This is a genomic window from Streptomyces achromogenes, assembly GCF_030816715.1.
In the GTDB taxonomy this organism is placed as follows: Bacteria; Actinomycetota; Actinomycetes; order Streptomycetales; family Streptomycetaceae; genus Streptomyces; species Streptomyces achromogenes_A.
The window spans coordinates 2,534,802-2,552,158 of record NZ_JAUSYH010000001.1 but is presented as its reverse complement, the minus strand read 5'-3'; the positions used below and the strand labels follow the sequence as shown (position 1 = coordinate 2,552,158).

The following is a 17,357-nucleotide window of genomic DNA, read 5'->3' as shown; positions in this document are numbered from 1 at the left end:
CTAGCGTGAAGTCATGAGCCACCAACCCCGCCCCCGCACCGTCGTCGGCTGCACCCTGCTGGTGATCGCCCTGGGCGCGGTCGCAAGCGCCTGCGGCTCCGACGGCAACCCGCTCTCCGCGCGCCCCTACGACGCGACGGACCAGATCTCCTTCAACGCCCCCGACGGCGACGGGAAGAAGGCCGACCCGGACAAGCCCATCGAGGTGACCGCCGACGACGACCGCATCACGGACGTCACCGCCGTCGACTCCACGGGCCGCTACGTCGCGGGCCGGCTCTCCGCCGACGGCGACCGCTGGCGCAGCACCGAACCCCTGGCCGCCGGCGCCCACTACACGGTCCGGGTGAGCACCGAGGACGACGACGGGGCGCCCGGCCGCCGGGTCCTCTCCTTCGACACCGGCAAGCCCACCGTCAAGAAGCGCCTGGCGGTGGAGTTCGGCCCCGAGGCGGGCGAGTACGGCGTCGGCCAGCCCGTCGTCGCCAAACTCGGCCAGCCGGTCAAGGACCCCGCCCAGCGGGCCGTCGTGGAACGGGGGCTGAAGGTCGACTCCACACCCTTCGCGCAGGGCGCCTGGCACTGGGTGGACGACAAGGAGCTCCACTACCGCCCCAAGGAGTACTGGCCCGCCCACGCCACCGTCCGCGCCCACAGCAATCTGGACGGCATCAAGATCAGCGACCGGCTGTGGGGCGGCCCCGTGAAGGAGCTCAAACTCACCACCGGCGACCGGGTCATCGCCGTGACGGACGCGGCGACGCACTCCATGAAAGTCTCCAGGAACAACCAGGAGATCAAACAGATCCCCGTCACCACCGGCAAGCCCGGCTTCGACACCCGCAACGGCGTCAAGGTCGTCCTGGGCAAGGAGTACTACGTACGTATGCGCGGGACCACCGTCGGCATCGCCGAGGGCTCCGCGGACTCGTACGACCTGCCCGTCTACTACGCCACCCGGGTCACCTGGAGCGGCGAGTACGTCCACGCCGCCCCCTGGTCCGTGGGCTCCCAGGGCTACGCCAACGTCAGTCACGGCTGCACCGGCATGAGCACCGCCAACGCCGAGTGGTTCTTCGACAACATCCGCCAGGGCGACGTCGTCCAGGTCGTCAACAGCAACGGCGACACCATGGAGACGTTCGGCAACGGCTTCGGCGACTGGAACCTGGACTGGGCCAAGTGGACCAAGGGCAGCGCGCTGACGGGCGGCAAGCAGAAGACGCGAGCGGAGACCGCGCGACTGAGTCCCGCGGCGGTGTGACCCGGGCGGGGCGCGGGGCCGGCGACGAACCGCGCCCCCGCCCCCCGCGTCGCTACGCGCTCTGCTGAAGCCCCTTCGTCCGCAACAGGGCCGCCAGCGACCCCGCGAACTCCACGGGCTCCACAGGCAGCGTCACAGCCGCGTCCGCCCGGCTCCAGGTCGCGAGCCACGCGTCCTGGGGCCGCCCGATGAGCAGCAGCACCGGCGGACACCGGAAGATCTCGTCCTTGAGCTGGCGGCACAGACCCATGCCGCCCATGGGGGCGGTCTCCCCGTCGAGGACGACGACGTCGATCCCGCCCTTGTCGAGCTCCCGCAGCACCGCAGGCGCCGTCGCGCACTCCACGAACTCCACCACAGGGGCGTCCGGCGCGGGCCTGCGCCCGGTCGCGAGCCGCACCTGCTCCCGCGTGTTGGCGTCGTCGCTGTAGACCAGCACCGTGGCGGTCGCCTGCATGCTTCCTCCGTGACATCAGCGTCGTACGGACAGAACCGATGCCGCGGATGCTACTCCCTCACCCACCTCGTCCACACCGCCTGGAACACCACTTCGATGGGCCATCCGGGCAGTACACACGGGGCGATCACGTCGAACGGCACCCCCCGGAGTGAGGGCGGGATAAGGGACCGACATAATGTCGGTCGTGGCGACAGCAACGACAGTAGAAACCGGGCACGCGCACCCGTCGGTCAATCGGCCGAACCTCACCAGCGTCGGAACCATCATCTGGCTGAGCTCCGAGCTGATGTTCTTCGCGGCCCTCTTCGCGATGTACTTCACCCTGCGATCGGTGACGGGTCCCGATCACTGGAAGGAGATGGCCGAGGCCCTGAACCTCCCGTTCTCGGCCACCAACACCACCATCCTGGTGCTCTCCTCCCTCACCTGCCAGCTCGGCGTCTTCGCCGCCGAGCGCGGTGACGTGAAGAAGCTCAGAATGTGGTTCATCGTCACCTTCATCATGGGTGCGATCTTCATCGGCGGTCAGATCTACGAGTACACGGAGTTGGTGAAGAAGGACGGGCTCTCGCTCTCCTCCGACCCGTACGGCTCGGTGTTCTACCTGACCACCGGCTTCCACGGCATGCACGTGACGGGCGGCCTCATCGCCTTCCTGTTCGTCCTCGGGCGCACCTACGCGGCCAAGAGGTTCACCCACGAGCAGGCGACCGCGGCCATCGTCGTGTCCTACTACTGGCACTTCGTCGATGTCGTCTGGATCGGCCTCTTCGCCACGATCTACCTGATCAAGTAGCCGGGCCCGCTCCCGCACCTCCACAAGCATCGACGCAGAAGATCCTGACACCGGGGTAATCCGTGAAAAAGCTCTCCGCACGACGACGCCATCCGCTGGCGGCGCTCGTCGTCCTAGTCCTATCGCTGGCGTGCACAGGGTGGCTGTTCTCCGCGCTCGCGCCCGCGAGCAAGGCGCAGGCAGACGACACCGCCCAGTCCCTCGCCATCGACGAGGGCAAGAAGCTCTATGCCGTCGGCTGCGCCAGCTGCCACGGCACCGGCGGTCAGGGCAGCTCCGACGGTCCGAGCCTGGTCGGCGTGGGCGCCGCGGCCGTCGACTTCCAGGTCGGCACCGGCCGCATGCCGGCGGCGACCTCTGAGGGCCCGCAGGTGGTGAAGAAGAAGAACATCTACTCGCAGGCGGAGATCGACCAGCTCGCCGCGTACATCGCCTCGCTGGGCGCCGGCCCGACCGTCCCGACCGAGGCCGAGTACGGCCCGGAGGGCGCGGACATCGCCAAGGGCGGCGACCTGTTCCGCACCAACTGCGCGCAGTGCCACAACTTCACCGGAAAGGGCGGCGCCCTGACGAAGGGCAAGTTCGCTCCGACCCTGGAGGACGTGGACCCGAAGCACGTCTACGAGGCCATGCAGACCGGCCCGCAGAACATGCCCTCCTTCCCCGACACCACCCTGTCGGAGCAGAACAAGAAGGACATCATCGCGTACCTGCACGCGGTCAACAGCAGCGACACCGACAACCCCGGTGGTCTGGAGCTGGGCGGCCTCGGGCCGGTCAGTGAGGGTCTGTTCGCCTGGATCTTCGGACTCGGCGCCCTGATCGCGGTCGCCGTCTGGGTCGCCGCTCGGACCGCAAAGGCCAAGAAGTCATGAGTAGCCAAGACATTCCAGAAGAGAACCTGCCCGTAGAGCAGGGCCACGCGCACGGCGCGGTGGACGTCGCGGACGAGCAGAACCCGTTCGCCGACCCCGGTCTGCCGCCCCATGAGCACCGCGTCCAGGACATCGACGAGCGGGCCGCCAAGCGGTCCGAGCGCGCGGTCGCCTTCCTGTTCACGCTGTCGATGCTCGCCACGGTCGGCTTCATCGCCTCGTACGTGGCGATCCCCGCCGACAAGTCGATCTTCGTGTTCCCGATCGGCCACCTCAGCGCGCTGAACTTCGCGCTGGGGCTGACGCTGGGCACGGCGCTGTTCACCATCGGCGCCGGCGCGGTCCACTGGGCCCGCACCCTGATGTCGGACGTGGAGGTCGCCGACGAGCGCCACCCGATCGCCGCGAGCCCCGAGGTCCGCGCCAAGGTCCACGCGGACTTCCGGCAGGGCGCCAAGGAGTCCGCGTTCGGCCGCCGCAAGCTGATCCGCAACACGCTGTTCGGCGCGGTCGCCCTGGTGCCGCTCTCCGGCGTCGTGCTGCTGCGCGACCTCGGCCCGCTGCCCGAGGACAAGCTGCGGCACACGCTGTGGGCCAAGGGCAAGCTGCTCGTCAACATGAACACGAACGAGCCGCTGCGTCCTTCGGACGTGGCCGTCGGTTCTCTCACCTTCGCCAAGCCCGAGGGCCTGGAGGAGCACGACGAGGACTTCCAGAACGAGATCGCCAAGGCGGCCCTGATGATCGTCCGGCTCCAGCCGGAGAACATCAAGGACAAGCGCGAGCTCGAGTGGTCGCACGACGGCATCGTGGCGTACTCGAAGATCTGCACCCACGTCGGTTGCCCGATCTCCCTGTACGAGCAGCAGACGCACCACGTGCTGTGCCCCTGCCACCAGTCCACCTTCGACCTCTCCGACGGCGCCCGAGTGATCTTCGGTCCCGCCGGTCACGCCCTGCCGCAGCTGCGCATCGGTGTGAACGACGAGGGCTACCTCGAGGCGCACGGCGACTTCGAGGAGCCCGTCGGTCCTGCTTTCTGGGAGCGCGGATGAGCACCACAGAGAACCACGAGAGCAACGAGTCCCGTGCACGCGGGAAGGCTCCGGCCGGCGAGCGGATCGCGGACTGGGCCGACGGCCGGCTGGGGATCTACTCCCTCGCCAAGGCCAACATGCGCAAGATCTTCCCCGACCACTGGTCGTTCATGTTGGGTGAGGTCTGCCTCTACAGCTTCATCATCATCATCCTCACGGGTGTGTACCTGACGCTGTTCTTCCACCCGTCGATGAACGAGGTGGAGTACCACGGCAGCTACGTCCCGCTCCAGGGACAGCTGATGTCCGAGGCGTTCAGCTCGACCCTGCACATCTCCTTCGACGTGCGCGGCGGTCTGCTCATCCGGCAGATCCACCACTGGGCGGCGCTGATCTTCCTCGCCGGCATGTTCGTGCACATGATGCGCGTGTTCTTCACGGGTGCGTTCCGCAAGCCGCGTGAGGTCAACTGGCTGTTCGGCTTCCTTCTGTTCGTCCTCGGCATGTTCACCGGGTTCACCGGTTACTCGCTCCCGGACGACCTGCTCTCCGGCACCGGTGTGCGCTTCACCCAGGGCGCGATCCTGTCGATGCCGGTGGTCGGCACGTACATCTCGTTCTTCCTCTTCGGCGGCGAGTTCCCCGGCCACGACTTCGTGGCGCGGTTCTACTCCATCCACATCCTGCTGCTGCCCGGCATCATGCTGGGTCTGGTGGTGGGCCACCTGATCCTGGTCTTCTACCACAAGCACACGCAGTTCGCGGGCCCCGGAAAGAGCAACAAGAACGTCGTCGGCATGCCGCTGCTGCCGGTGTACATGGCCAAGGCCGGAGGCTTCTTCTTCCTGGTCTTCGGCGTCATCGCGGTCATCGCGGCGATCGCGCAGATCAACCCGATCTGGGCGATGGGCCCCTACCGTCCGGACCAGGTGTCGACCGGCGCCCAGCCCGACTGGTACATGGGCTTCGCCGAGGGCCTGATCCGCTTCATGCCGGGCTGGGAGATCAACCTCTGGGGTCACACGCTCGTCCTGGGCGTGTTCATCCCGCTGGTCCTGTTCGGCGTGGTCCTCGCGGCGCTGGCGCTCTACCCGTTCATCGAGTCCTGGATCACCGGCGACAAGCGCGAGCACCACATCCTGGACCGCCCGCGCAACGCGCCGACCCGTACGGCGCTCGGCGTCGCCTGGGTCACGATGTACATGATCACGCTGGTCGGCGGTGGCAACGACCTGTGGGCCACCCACTTCCACCTGTCGATCAACGCGATCACCTGGTTCGTCCGGATCTTCTTCTTCGTCGGACCGGTCATCGCGTACATCCTCACCAAGCGGATCTGCCTCGGTCTGCAGCGCCGCGACAAGGACAAGGTGCTGCACGGCCGGGAGACCGGCACCATCAAGCGCCTGCCGCACGGTGAGTTCATCGAGATCCACGAGCCGCTCAGCCAGGAGCAGCTGCACACGCTCACGGCGCACGAGCAGTACGAGCCGGCCGCGATCGGCGCCACGGTCGACGACAACGGCGTCGAGCGCAAGGTGACGGGCAAGGAGAAGCTCCGCGCCAAGATCAGCGGAGCGTACTTCGGCGAGGACCAGCAGATCCCGAAGCCCACCGTCGAGGAGTACAAGGAGATCACGAGCGGCCACGGCCACCACTGATCGCTGAGGCGTCGCCACGCCGCGGTGAAAGGGCCCCGTCCGGTTGTCGGACGGGGCCCTTTGCCGTGCCCGTCGGCTGGATAGGGTGGGCACACACGTCTTCCACGGCACCCACGGAAGATCCGTACGACACCCAGGAGCGGCTGATGAGCGCTGTGACCCCCGCTGGAGGCGACATCGCGGCGGGCCGTTCCTGGCCCGACGTGCTGAACGGCCTGCTCTACGGCCGCGACCAGGGCGCGGACGCCACGTTCTGGGCGCTGGACCGGATCATGCGCGGCGAGGCGACCGACGCGCAGATCGCCGGGTTCGTGGTGGCGCTGCGGGCCAAGGGCGAGACCGTCGAGGAGATCAACGGGCTGGTCCGGGCGATGTACGAGCACGCCAACCTGATCGAGGTGCCGGGGCCGACCGTCGACATCGTCGGCACCGGCGGCGACGGCGCGAAGACGGTCAACATCTCCACGATGTCGGCGATCGTCGTGGCCGGTGCGGGAGCCACGGTCGTCAAGCACGGCAACCGGGCCGCGTCCTCCGCGTCCGGCGCCTCGGACGTCCTGGAGAAGCTCGGCGTCAACCTGGAGCTGACCCCGCGCCGGGTGGCCGAGGTGGCCCAGGAGGCCGGGATCACCTTCTGCTTCGCGATCAAGTTCCATCCGGCGCTGCGTCATGTCGGCGCGGCGCGCGGCCAGTTGGGCATCCGCACGGTGTTCAACATCCTCGGCCCGCTGACCAACCCCGCCAGGGTGCGGGCGCAGGCCGTCGGTGTCGCCGACCCGCTCATGGCGCCGGTCGTCGCGGGCGTCTTCGCCGAACGAGGCAACTCGTCCCTGGTCTTCCGGGGCGACGACGGCCTCGACGAGCTGACCACGACGGCCACCTCCCACGTGTGGGTGGTGCGCGACGGCAAGGTCACCGAGGAGACCTTCGACCCGCGCGACGTCGGCCTCGACCTGGTTCCGGTGGAGGCGCTGCGCGGCGGGGACCCCTCGTACAACGCGGAGGTGGCCCGCCGTCTGCTGGAGGGCGAGCGCGGCCCGGTGCGGGACGCGGTGGTACTGAACTCGGCGGCGGCGCTCGTGGCGCTCGAGCCGGGCGGCGGGACGCTGGCCGAGGAGATCCGGGCCGGCATGGCACGGGCGGCCCAGTCGCTCGACTCCGGGGCGGCCAAGCGGGCGCTGGAGCGCTGGGTGGCCGCCAGCAACGCCTGACGTCCGTGAGACGCGGTCCCGCCATCCGGACACGGGTTGCGGGACCGTGATCGGCTCGCGTAGGTTCCTGTACCAGGTCATGAGTGACAGTCATGAGGCCCCGGCCGACTGTCCGGCAACCCTCCGTCCGTGGCGGGGTGCCCCGGGTGAAGACCAGGCCGTGGGCAACGAGGTCCACGGCAAGCGCGGATCCCTCGCACTCTTTCGAGTGAGAACGCCAGGGGTCCTGGGTCGTCCGAGGGAGTCTCCTGTGAGCAAGCGAATGCGCTAGGGCGTCGAGCCCCGCCTCCGCACACCCCTTTTCGCCTTCCTCCGTGCTCGAGCCATGTCCGCTCGCGCGGCGGTTCCCCCTTTCCTCTCACGGGAGTTCGCCATGTCCGTCTCCACCGCTGCCGTCACCCGCCCTGTCTGTGCCCCGTTGGACGTTCTGGGCCGTGATGTCACCGTCCCGCTCGTCACCGGCGGCGAGGTCGCCTACGCGGCCCTCGACTACGCCGCCAGCGCCCCCGCCCTCCAGCGCGTCTGGGACGACGTCGCCGCCTACGCCCCGTACTACGGCAGCGTGCACCGCGGCGCCGGCTACCTCTCCCAGCTCTCCACGGACCTTTTCGAGAACGCCCGCGCAACCGTCGCCGAGTTCCTCGACTGCCGCCCGGACGACCAGCTGGTCTTCACCCGCTCGACGACGGACTCCCTCAACCTGCTGGCCCGCGCCCTGCCCGCCGACTGCCAGGTCTTCGTCTTCGAGACCGAGCACCACGCGTCCCTGCTGCCCTGGCAGGACGCCCGGGTCACCTACCTCGACGCCCCGCGCACCCCGGGCCGGGCCGTGGAGACCCTGGAGCGGGCCCTCGCCGCCCGCGACCCGCACGGCCCGGCGCTGGTCTGCGTCACCGGCGCCTCGAACGTCACCGGCGAGCTGTGGCCGGTGCGCGAGCTGGCGGCGGCGGCGCACGCCCACGGTGCCCGGATCGTCCTGGACGCCGCCCAGCTGGCCCCCCACCACCCCGTGTCGGTCCAGGACCTCGACGTCGACTGGATCGCCTTCTCCGGCCACAAGCTGTATGCACCCTTCGGCTCCGGAGTGCTGGCCGGCCGCGCGGACTGGCTGGTCGCGGCGGACCCGTACCTCGCCGGCGGCGGCGCGAGCCGCAAGGTCGCCCGCCGCGAGGACGGGGGAGTGGACGTGGAGTGGCACGAGAGCGCGGCCCGCCACGAGGCCGGCTCCCCGAACGTGATCGGCGCCTACTCCATCGCGTCCGCCTGCAGGGCCCTCACCGAGGCCGGCTTCGACGCCCTGGTCGCACGCGAGCGGCACCTGATCGAGAAGGTGCGCACGGGCCTCGCGGCGGTCCCGGAGGTCCGCGTCCTGTCCCTCTTCGGCGACGACGCCCCGCGCGTCGGCGTGATCTCCTTCGTCGTCGAGGGCTGGAACAGCTCCCACTTCGCCGCGGCCCTGTCCGCCGAGTACGGCATCGGCGTCCGCGACGGCCTCTTCTGCGCCCACCCCCTGGTCCGCACCCTCCTGGGCGGCGCTCCCGAGACGCAGGGCGAGTGCGGCGCCCCCGAGGCGGCCCCGGGCGAGAAGTCCCTCAACGCCATCCGGGTGAGCTTCGGCGCGGGCACCCCCGACGAGCACGTCGATCGCTTCGTGACCGCGGTCCGTGAGCTGGTGACCGAGGGAGCGAAGTGGCGGTACCGCACGGAGGACGGCCGCTGCGTCCCGGCAGTGGACTGACTGACCCCACCGGAAGCCATCACCCCTCCCGTGAGGGGTGATGGCGACCCCCTCAGGGGCGCGGGGAACTGCGCACCCGATCCGCCCCACCCGCGGAGCGAACCGCGGAGCGAACCCTACGAGTCCAGGCCGATCGCGAACGCCGCCTCGAGGTCGTGCTGCGAGTACGTGCGGAACGCGACGTGCGTGTCCGTCCCCTCGACCCCGGGGATCTTGCTGATGCTGCCCGGGATGACCTCGGCGAGGTCCTCGTGCTGCTTCACGCGGACCATCGCGATGAGGTCGTAGGTGCCCGTCACGGAGAAGACCTCGCTCACGGACTCCAGCGAGGCGATCCGCTCGGCGATCTCGGGGATCCGGTCCACGCTGGTCTTGATGAGGACGATCGCGGTGATCACGGCTGGTTCTCTCCCTCGGAGGCCGGAGCTGGGGCGGCCTTCACTCTAGTCGCCCGCCCGTCGCCCGCCGCCGCCCTTCCCGGGCGTCCCGAGCGTCCCGGGCGTCCCGGCGGACCCTTCCCGCTCCCGAAACGGGACCTGCTCCCGAAACGGGCCCACGCGTAGACGAGCCCGAGCCCGAAGCCCATCAGGTGCGCCAGGTACGCCACCCCCGGGCCCTGGGACGCCCGTCCGGCCGCCGCCCACTGCAGGGCCACCCAGAAGGGCAGCACGATCCACGCCGGGAAACGCAGCGGCAGGAAGAACAGGAAGGGGAGAAGACTGGTGACCCGCGCCCGCGGGAACAGGTACAGAAACGCGCCGAGCACCGCGGAGATCGCCCCGGAGGCCCCGACCAGGGACTGCGAGGACCCGGCGTTGGCGGCGGCGTAGCCCAGCAGGGCCAGGTAGCCGCAGCCGACGGTGAAGAGGGTGAACTCGACGCGGCCCATCCGCTCCTCGGTCATCGCCCCGAAGACGTAGAGGAAGAGCATGTTGCCCAGCAGGTGCACCCAGCTGCCGTGGACGAAGAGGGCGGTCGCGGGAGTGAGGACGGCCCGGGGCGCGCCCTCGAAGAGCTCGGCGGGCACCACCCCCCAGCGCCGGAAATAGGCCCGCTGCGCGGCCAGCAGCTCGTCGCCGGCCCCGTACGCCGGATCGAGGCCCGAGGCGGGGCTGATCAGGAAGATCAGGCAGCACAGGGCGATCAGTCCGTAGGTCACCGGCGCCGCGGGGGCCCGGATCGCTCTGCCGGGCGTCCCGTTCCCGTTCCAGTTGCTGATCATGGGTACAGAGCATGACGTAACGGGACGCACGCACCCGGAGCGCCTCGCCGCCGCACGGCCGCCGTGGACGGACGGGCGGCGGGTACCCGCCAGGCCGTAGGGTTACGAGCCACACGCACGGGGGAGCCTCCGGCCCGACCCGGCACAGCGAGCACGACACCAGAAGGAAGTGGAAAGTCACGATGACGGTTCCCCTGCCGACCGCCGCCACGCGGTGGCGTTGCACTCTCTGCGGCAACCTCACGCGGTTCGACGTGACGCGCTCGTCGAAGGTCGTCGAGTACGTGCACCTCGACCTCGCGGGCGAGCCGAAGGTCGAGGAGCGCGAGGTGGTCAGTGAGACCATCGAGTCGGTGCGGTGTCGCTGGTGCAACGCCGTGGACCAGGTGGAACTCGTGGATCGGCCGGGCGCCGGTTCCTGACGACGGCGTCCCCCGCTCGAGCGAGTCGAGAGTGGGGGAGGGCCCGCACAGTATTGGGGTGTGACGGATGGTGGAGAGCGCAGGCGGGGGGCCGGGCGACGGCGCCGCCGAGATGCTCGACCGTCCGCTGCCGGACGGCGTGCGGCGCAGGGTCGTCACGATCGTCTCCGACGGCTTCGGCGGACTGACCGTCGGCGAACTGCCCGCCCAGTTGCGTCAGTACGCCCGTTTCGCGCCCAACCGGCGCGCCAAGTTCGCGGGCAACGCGATGGCGGCCGCGCTGGAGACCGATCCGCTCTTCAGGCAGCGCATCGCCGAGAAGTTCAGAGAGGCCCAGCCGGAGCTGTCCGGCGCTCTCGACTCCGGCTCGCCCACCCCGGCCGCGGACCCGCTCGACGTGGCGGCCGCGGCCTACGTTCTGCGGCCCGTCGGCTGGGTGAAGCTGGTGACGTCGGCCGGCGAGGAGGCCCAGCGGGCCGACGCCGAGCGGGCCGACGAGGAGAGTCGCGCCGAGCTGGAGCGGCTGCGCGAGGAGCTCGAGCGGGCGCGGGAGCAGACCCGGTCGGACACCGAGCGGCTGCGCGCCGAGCTGGACGCGGCGAAGAAGGAGACGGAGTCGCTGCACCGCAAGCTGCGGTCGGCCCTCAGCGACGTCAAGCGCGGCGAGGCCGCCCTGCGCAAGGTGCAGAGCGAGATGGAGACCGTGCGCACCGAGGGGCACACCCAGGTGTCCGCCGCGGAGAGCGAGTCACGGCGGCTGAAGGCGCGTCTGGGTGAGGCCGAGGCCGCTCTGGAGGCCGCCCGGCGCGCGGCCCGCGAGGGGCGCAGCGTCGAGGACATGCGGGTGCGGCTGCTGCTGGACACGGTGCTCGACGCGGCCCAGGGGCTGCGCCGCGAACTGGCGCTGCCGCCGGTGTCGGTGCGGCCGGCGGAGACCGTCGACGCGGTCGAACCGGGACGAATGACCCCGAAGGACATCGCCGCACGTGCCTTGTCGGAGCACGATCCGGCCATTCTCGACCAGTTGCTCGCGTTGCCGCAGGCGCATCTCGTGGTCGACGGCTACAACGTCACCAAGACGGGCTATCCGCAGATGCCGTTGGAGAAGCAGCGGCTGCGGCTCCTGGGGCAGCTCTCGCAACTCGCCGCGCAGACCGGCGCCGAGGTCACCTGTGTCTTCGACGGCGCCGAACTCGTCGCTCCGGTGCTGCTCGCGCCGCCGCGCGGGGTGCGGGTGCTGTTCTCCAAGCCGGGCGTCACGGCCGACGAGCTGATCCGGCAGCTGGTGCGGGCCGAGCCGCCGGGCCGGCCGGTCATCGTCGCCTCGACCGACCGCGAGGTGGCCGACGGGATCGCGAAGGCGGGTGCCCGACCGGTGGCTTCCGCGGTGCTTCTGAAGCGACTGTCCTGAAGGTCGAAGTTGCGGGCTAAATGACCGAATTAGCGGAATCGTCACGCAACATAGCGTCAATCAGTCCATCACTGCACGTGAGTTGTGTGAAAAAACTGCGTTGCGTGATGGGTTTTTTCCGCCGGGGGATTTGAACTGATCACGGAGAGGTCACTAAGGTCTGGTGATCGAACCTCCAAACGGGTGATCACTCAAAAGAAGGAGCCCGTCTCCGTGGCGTCCCATCGTCGACCGAAGCAGCCCAGTCGCGCGCGCGTGACCGTGCTGACCACCGCAGCCGCCGCTGCCGTCGTGCTGAGCTCGCAGGCCGCCAACGCGGCGCCGAGCGAGAAGCTCAGCAAGGACGAGGTCAAGAGCAAGGTCGACAAGCTCTACGAAGAGGCGGAGCAGGCCACCGAGACGTTCAACGGGGCCAAGGAGAAGCAGGAGAAGCTCCAGAAGGAGATCTCCACCATCCAGGACAACGTCGCCCGCGGTCAGGCCGACCTCAACGAGCTGCGCGACTCCATGGGCCTGGCGGCCGCGGCCCAGTACCGCACCGGCTCCATCGACCCGTCCCTGCAGCTGCTCCTCTCCTCGAACCCGGACGACTATCTGGACAAGGCGTCCGCCGCCGACCAGCTCAGCGGCCAGCAGGTCGAGGCGCTGAAGAAGATCCAGGAGAAGCAGCGCGAGCTCGCGCAGGAGCGCAGCGAGGCGTCCGCCAAGCTCAAGGACCTCGCCACCACCCGCACCGAGCTGGGCAAGAAGAAGAAGGAAGTCCAGGCGAAGCTGGCCGAGGCGCAGAAGCTCCTCAACACGCTGACGGCCAAGGAGAAGGCCGCCCTCTCCGCCGCCGACGCCCGCGCCAGCCGCGACGCCGGCGAGCGGGTCGACCTCGGCGACGCCCCGGCCGGCTCCGGCCGTGCCATGGCCGCCTTCCAGGCCGCCCAGACCCAGCTCGGCAAGCCGTACCAGTACGGTGCCACCGGCACCGCCACGTACGACTGCTCGGGCCTGACCTCCTGGGCCTACGCCCAGGCCGGCGTCCACATCTCGCGCACCTCGCAGGACCAGGCCAACGACGGCACGCGCATCTACAGCAAGGCCGACCTCAAGGTCGGCGACCTGGTCATCTTCTACGGCGACCAGCACCACGTCGGCCTGTACGCGGGCAACGGCCAGGTCCTGCACGCCCCGCGCACCGGCACCGTGGTGCGCTACGAGTCGATCAACAACATGCCGTTCCAGTTCGGCGTCCGGATCTGATCCACGCCTAGGCCGGGACCTGATCGTCCTCAAGATCAGGACACCACGCCGCCCGAACGGGCGAATCGTGGCGACGAGAAGTGACCCCACGCCCCGCCGGTGACCTGCGTCAGCGGCGGGGCGTCACTGTGCGTGCCCGCCGAGGTCTTTGGCCGACCCCCTGTCGCGGGGCTACTGTCTGCCGCGTTTCCCTGTCCGCCGGTGGAAGGAGCGCGGCTTCCTGTGGGGTCCCATCGTCGCCTTGCACAGTCCGGGTTCGACCGGGGCGCGTGCAGCGCCCTGAGCGTGCTGTCCGTCGCGGCCGCCGCACTCGGCGCCGTCTCAGCCGTACCGGCCACGGCCGCGCCGCACGACGGCACCCGTGCCGACGTGGACCGTCTCTACGCGGAGGCCGAGAAGGCCACCGAGGCCTACAACAAGGCCGACGAGCGCGCCGACACCCTGCGCGAGCAGGTCGGCCTGGCCCAGGACCACATCGCGCGGCAGCAGGAGCGCGTCAACGGCATGCGCGAGCGGCTCGGTTCGCTGGCCGGCGCCCAGTACCGCTCCGGCGGCCTCGACCCCTCGCTGGCGCTGCTGCTCTCCGACGACCCCGAGGAGTACCTCGCCAACGCCTCCGTCCTCGACCGCATCACCGCCCACCAGGCCACCGAACTGCGCACCCTGCAGAACGCGCTGCGGGAGCTCACCCAGGAGCGCTCCGAGGCCGCCCGCAAGCTCGCCGAGCTGGAGAAGAGCCGGGGGGCCGTCAGGCGCCACAAGCAGACCGTGGAGCAGAAGCTCGCCCGGGCCCGGCAGCTGCTCAACTCGCTGCCGTCCGACGAACGCGACGCCTACGACCGGGCGTCCCGGTCCGGTCGCGACGGCCTGGCCGGCCTCACCGGCGACCTCCCGGCGTCGGGCCGGACGGCCGCCGCCGTGGCCGCCGTGCGCTCCGCGCTCGGCAAGCCGTACATCTGGGGCGCCAACGGCCCCTCGGGCTTCGACTGCTCGGGCCTCATGCAGTGGTCGTACGCGCAGGCCGGGGTCTCCCTCCCGCGCACCTCGCAGGCCCAGGCGCACGCCGGACGGCGGGTGCCGCTCTCCCAGGCGCAGCCCGGCGACATCGTCACCTACCGCTCCGACGCCAGCCATGTCGGCATGTACGTCGGCAACGGGCAGGTCATCCACGCCCCCTACCCGGGCGCGCCGGTGCGCTACGACCCGGTCGGGATGATGCCGGTCTCGTCCGTCACCAGGCCCTGACCGGGTCCCGTACGCCGCCTGCGCCGTACGATCGGGAGAATGGCCGGTCGAAGGCGGGCGCGCGGCGCCCGGGTGCGCGGGCTCTGTCTGCTGCTGGCCCCGCTGCTCGCCGGGTTGGTCGCCTGCGGCGGGCGCGCCGGACCGGACCGTGCGCAGGCCGACGTCCAGCGGGTCCTCGACCGGCGGGCCGCCGCGGTCCTCGACCATGACGTGCGTGCCTACGCGGCCACCGGCACCGCGACCGGGTACGCCGCGCTGCGGGCCGTGCCGCTGGCCGCCTGGTCGTACCGGGTGACGGCGCTGCACCGCGCCGGGGACGCCGCCACCGCCGACGCCGAGTTGAGCTACCGGGTGGCGGGCTACGACCGGGCGCCGGTGACCGTCGGCCGCACCCTGCGCCTTGCCCGCGACGGCTCCGGGCGGTGGTCGGTCGCCTCGGAGGAGCCCGCCGGGAAGGCCGCCCAGCAGCTCTGGGACCAGGGCGAGGTGCACGCCGTGCGGGGCGCCCACAGCCTGGTGCTGGGGGTCGGCCAGACCGACGAGCGGCTGCGGGCCTTCGCCGGCCTGGCCGACGACGCCGTCCCGGCGGTCTCGGCCGCGTGGGGCACCGACTGGGCCGGACACGTCGTCGTCCTCGTGCCGAAGTCGCTGGCCGGCATGGCGGCGCTGCTGGGCTCGCCGCCCTCCTCCTACCGCGGGATAGCCGCGGTCACGACCGGAGAGACGGGCGGCGGGGCCAAGGCGCCCGCGGACCGGGTCATCGTCAACCCCGACGCGTACGCCATGCTCGGCAGGGTCGGCCGTCAGGTGGTCCTCACCCACGAGACGACGCACGTCGCGACCCGCGCCCACACCAACGCGGCCACCCCGCTGTGGCTGTCCGAGGGGTACGCCGACTGGGTCGGCTACCGCGACACCGGCCGCACGCCCGCCGAGACCGCGCCGGAACTCCAGCGCGCCGTCACCGAGGGGACCGTGCCGGCGGCGCTGCCCGCCGACGGCGACTTCGGCTTCTCCGGCGACACCGACCGGCTGGCCACCGCCTACGAGGGCGGCTGGCTGGCCTGCCGCATGGTCGCCGAGCGGTGGGGCGAGGTGAGACTGGACGCCTTCTACCGGGCGGTCGGGGAGCACGGGAAGCGGCCGGGAGCGGTGGAGGGCGCGCTGCGCAGCACCCTCGGCGTCACCCTGGCGGAGTTCACGGCGGACTGGCAGAGCTACCTGAAGTCCCAACTCGGCTGAGCCCGCGCCGGAACGGCGGGGCCGTGACCGGGCCCGGCTCCGCCTCGACCACGGCGGACCGGTGGCGTCACCAGGGAACCTGGCGGCTCAGTGCCCCGACTGTCTCGTGCAGCCCGACCCTGACGTCGCGACGGCGGTGCAGTGCGCGGCGGTGGGGGCGGTGCTGCGACGGGCGTGGCGGCGGAGTCAGGGGGAGACGGCGGGTTCGCCGTCGTGGGCTGCCTGAGCGGCCGGGGGAGCGGGGGCGGGAGTGGGCGCCGTCGAGCGCCACAGCCGTACGGCGGCGGTGAGGGCGGCGGTCACCAGCAGCCCGTTGCGCAGGACCATCAGTCCGACGCCGAGAGGGGTGCTCGAGACGACGTCCTGGAACCGGACCGGGAACTCGAGCACCGTCACCGCCGAGGCGGCCAGGACCAGGAGGGCCGGGAGGGGCATCCGGCTGTCGCGGAAGCACAGGCAGACCGCCGCGAGGCCGATCAGCCACACCAGGTACTGCGGACTGATCACCCGGCTGGTGACGGTGAACAGCAGCACCGCCGTGAAGGCCGCCTCGGCGAGCGTGTGCGGCCGAAGGCGCCCCGCGGCCCGCCACCGCCACAGCAGCAGCCAGCCGCACGCGAGCACGGTGAACCCCAGTGCCACGTCGTTCACCACGTCCACGTACGGGCCGGTGAACTCCAGCGAGCCGTAGCGGAACTGCACCTCGCCCGGCCAGCCGAACTGCCGCGCGACATGGAGGACGAGAGCGCCCACCGACTCCACCTCGGTGCCCCGGTCGCGCTGGAAGGTGAGGAAGGCGAAGGCGCCGGGCATGGCCAGCGCGAACAGCGCGGACAGCGCGACGGCCGTCCCCGCCGCCGCGCCCCAGGCCCGGCGGCGCACGGCGCCCGCCAGCAGCAGCACCGGCCAGACCTTGAGCAGCGCCGCGAAGCCCGTCAGCGCACCCATCACCGCGGGGCGCCGCACGCCCGCCACCAGCGCCCCGACCGCGACCGCCGTCACCATCACGTCGTAGCGGGCGTACAGGGTGGGGCCGAGCAGCGCGGCGCCCGCCGTCCACAGCCAGGCGCCGCGCAGCGACCGGCCGGGGCGCAGGCCGGTGTGCAGCAGAAGCACGAGGACGGCGAGGTCGGCGAGGAAGGCCAGCGCGAAGAACGCCGACGCGTAGTCGAGGAAGGGCAGCAGGGCCGGGGAGAGGATCGTGAGGGCGGCGGCGGGCGGGTACTGCCAGGTGACGTCGTCCGCCGGGAACGCGCCGCCGCACAGCACCTCGTACCAGCCGTGGTAGGTCGCCCAGACGTCGCTGGTGACGTCCGGGCCGGGCAGGTGGAGCACTCTGAAGACGAGGAGCAGCAGGACGAACCGCGTGATGCCCCAGACCGTCAGCAGGCCCGCCAGGCGCCGTCTCGCGTCCGTCTTCTCCACCGGGAGCCGTCCGTTCCTGTTCGCCCGTCCGTGTGGGCACCCGTGAGTTCCATGATCCCCGCAGGCCGTGAAGTGCCGCCGGACGCCGCCGTGAACAGCG

Annotated in this window: 16 protein-coding genes and 1 riboswitch; of the genes, 12 read left to right on the top strand and 4 right to left on the bottom strand. The window is 71.0% G+C overall.

Annotated features, from left to right (window positions below):
• Positions 1–13 precede the first annotated feature (13 nt).
• Positions 14–1,264 (top strand): L,D-transpeptidase, encoded by a 1,251-nt coding sequence (locus QF032_RS11545; RefSeq protein WP_307055943.1) that lies wholly within the window; start codon positions 14–16, stop codon positions 1,262–1,264.
• 52 nt (positions 1,265–1,316) lie between these two features.
• Here QF032_RS11545 and QF032_RS11540 read toward each other — a convergent pair whose 3' ends face one another.
• Complete coding sequence (locus QF032_RS11540; RefSeq protein ID WP_307042094.1) at positions 1,317–1,721, bottom strand: hypothetical protein; 405 nt, start codon at positions 1,719–1,721, stop codon at positions 1,317–1,319.
• A 178-nt stretch (positions 1,722–1,899) separates the two neighbouring features.
• On the opposite strand from QF032_RS11540, the gene ctaE reads away from it, so the two are divergent.
• From ctaE to QF032_RS11510, 6 genes are all read left to right on the top strand, one after another.
• Positions 1,900–2,520, top strand: coding sequence for an aa3-type cytochrome oxidase subunit III (gene ctaE / locus QF032_RS11535; RefSeq protein WP_057579930.1), 621 nt, complete (start codon positions 1,900–1,902; stop codon positions 2,518–2,520).
• 62 nt (positions 2,521–2,582) lie between these two features.
• On the top strand, positions 2,583–3,395 hold the full coding sequence (gene qcrC / locus QF032_RS11530) for a cytochrome bc1 complex diheme cytochrome c subunit (protein ID WP_306953037.1): 813 nt from the start codon (positions 2,583–2,585) through the stop codon (positions 3,393–3,395).
• A complete protein-coding gene (gene qcrA / locus QF032_RS11525) occupies positions 3,392–4,450 on the top strand; it encodes a cytochrome bc1 complex Rieske iron-sulfur subunit (protein ID WP_307042089.1) in 1,059 nt (352 codons plus the stop codon). The genes qcrC and qcrA overlap by 4 nt, the downstream gene beginning before the upstream one ends.
• Positions 4,447–6,093 carry a cytochrome bc1 complex cytochrome b subunit gene (gene qcrB / locus QF032_RS11520; protein ID WP_306953040.1) on the top strand — a complete coding sequence of 549 codons (1,647 nt, stop codon included), beginning with the start codon at positions 4,447–4,449 and terminating at the stop codon, positions 6,091–6,093. The genes qcrA and qcrB overlap by 4 nt, the downstream gene beginning before the upstream one ends.
• Before the next feature lie 146 nt (positions 6,094–6,239).
• Positions 6,240–7,304, top strand: coding sequence for an anthranilate phosphoribosyltransferase (trpD, locus tag QF032_RS11515; RefSeq protein WP_307042087.1), 1,065 nt, complete (start codon positions 6,240–6,242; stop codon positions 7,302–7,304).
• Positions 7,305–7,379: 75 nt separating this feature from the next.
• Positions 7,380–7,496: riboswitch (SAM riboswitch) on the top strand.
• Between the two features lie 181 nt (positions 7,497–7,677).
• Entirely contained in the window at positions 7,678–9,042 is a 1,365-nt protein-coding gene (locus QF032_RS11510; RefSeq protein ID WP_307042085.1) for an aminotransferase class V-fold PLP-dependent enzyme, read from the top strand.
• Positions 9,043–9,158: 116 nt separating this feature from the next.
• Here QF032_RS11510 and QF032_RS11505 read toward each other — a convergent pair whose 3' ends face one another.
• Positions 9,159–9,440: an Lrp/AsnC family transcriptional regulator gene (locus tag QF032_RS11505; RefSeq protein ID WP_057579946.1), complete on the bottom strand. Its 282-nt coding sequence runs from the start codon at positions 9,438–9,440 to the stop codon at positions 9,159–9,161.
• Complete coding sequence (locus QF032_RS11500; protein WP_307055942.1) at positions 9,437–10,264, bottom strand: rhomboid family intramembrane serine protease; 828 nt, start codon at positions 10,262–10,264, stop codon at positions 9,437–9,439. Before QF032_RS11500 ends, QF032_RS11505 begins: the two co-directional genes overlap by 4 nt.
• Positions 10,265–10,446: 182 nt before the next feature.
• Between QF032_RS11500 and QF032_RS11495 the strand changes: the two genes are divergently transcribed.
• The 5 genes from QF032_RS11495 (at position 10,447) to QF032_RS11475 (ending at position 15,832) form a co-directional block, all read left to right on the top strand.
• A complete protein-coding gene (locus QF032_RS11495; protein WP_020129990.1) occupies positions 10,447–10,686 on the top strand; it encodes a hypothetical protein in 240 nt (79 codons plus the stop codon).
• A gap of 67 nt (positions 10,687–10,753) precedes the next feature.
• Entirely contained in the window at positions 10,754–12,097 is a 1,344-nt protein-coding gene (locus QF032_RS11490; protein ID WP_307042081.1) for an NYN domain-containing protein, read from the top strand.
• A gap of 213 nt (positions 12,098–12,310) precedes the next feature.
• Complete coding sequence (locus QF032_RS11485) at positions 12,311–13,345, top strand: C40 family peptidase (RefSeq protein WP_306953051.1); 1,035 nt, start codon at positions 12,311–12,313, stop codon at positions 13,343–13,345.
• Between the two features lie 222 nt (positions 13,346–13,567).
• The gene (locus tag QF032_RS11480) at positions 13,568–14,590 is read left to right on the top strand and encodes a C40 family peptidase (RefSeq protein WP_307055941.1); all 1,023 of its coding nucleotides are present in this window, start codon (positions 13,568–13,570) and stop codon (positions 14,588–14,590) included.
• 39 nt (positions 14,591–14,629) lie between these two features.
• Positions 14,630–15,832: a hypothetical protein gene (locus QF032_RS11475; RefSeq protein WP_307055940.1), complete on the top strand. Its 1,203-nt coding sequence runs from the start codon at positions 14,630–14,632 to the stop codon at positions 15,830–15,832.
• 186 nt (positions 15,833–16,018) lie between these two features.
• Here QF032_RS11475 and QF032_RS11470 read toward each other — a convergent pair whose 3' ends face one another.
• Positions 16,019–17,257, bottom strand: coding sequence for a glycosyltransferase family 87 protein (locus tag QF032_RS11470; protein ID WP_307055939.1), 1,239 nt, complete (start codon positions 17,255–17,257; stop codon positions 16,019–16,021).
• Positions 17,258–17,357: the final 100 nt, after the last annotated feature.

Coding starts and splice junctions, on each gene's coding strand:
- QF032_RS11540 (WP_307042094.1), bottom strand. CDS start 1,721: ATGCAGGCGACCGCCACGGTGCTGGTCTACAGCGACGACGCCAACACG.
- QF032_RS11475 (WP_307055940.1), top strand. CDS start 14,630: ATGGCCGGTCGAAGGCGGGCGCGCGGCGCCCGGGTGCGCGGGCTCTGT.
- qcrA (WP_307042089.1), top strand. CDS start 3,392: ATGAGTAGCCAAGACATTCCAGAAGAGAACCTGCCCGTAGAGCAGGGC.
- qcrB (WP_306953040.1), top strand. CDS start 4,447: ATGAGCACCACAGAGAACCACGAGAGCAACGAGTCCCGTGCACGCGGG.
- QF032_RS11545 (WP_307055943.1), top strand. CDS start 14: ATGAGCCACCAACCCCGCCCCCGCACCGTCGTCGGCTGCACCCTGCTG.
- QF032_RS11500 (WP_307055942.1), bottom strand. CDS start 10,264: ATGATCAGCAACTGGAACGGGAACGGGACGCCCGGCAGAGCGATCCGG.
- trpD (WP_307042087.1), top strand. CDS start 6,240: ATGAGCGCTGTGACCCCCGCTGGAGGCGACATCGCGGCGGGCCGTTCC.
- ctaE (WP_057579930.1), top strand. CDS start 1,900: ATGTCGGTCGTGGCGACAGCAACGACAGTAGAAACCGGGCACGCGCAC.
- QF032_RS11490 (WP_307042081.1), top strand. CDS start 10,754: ATGGTGGAGAGCGCAGGCGGGGGGCCGGGCGACGGCGCCGCCGAGATG.
- QF032_RS11510 (WP_307042085.1), top strand. CDS start 7,678: ATGTCCGTCTCCACCGCTGCCGTCACCCGCCCTGTCTGTGCCCCGTTG.
- QF032_RS11495 (WP_020129990.1), top strand. CDS start 10,447: ATGACGGTTCCCCTGCCGACCGCCGCCACGCGGTGGCGTTGCACTCTC.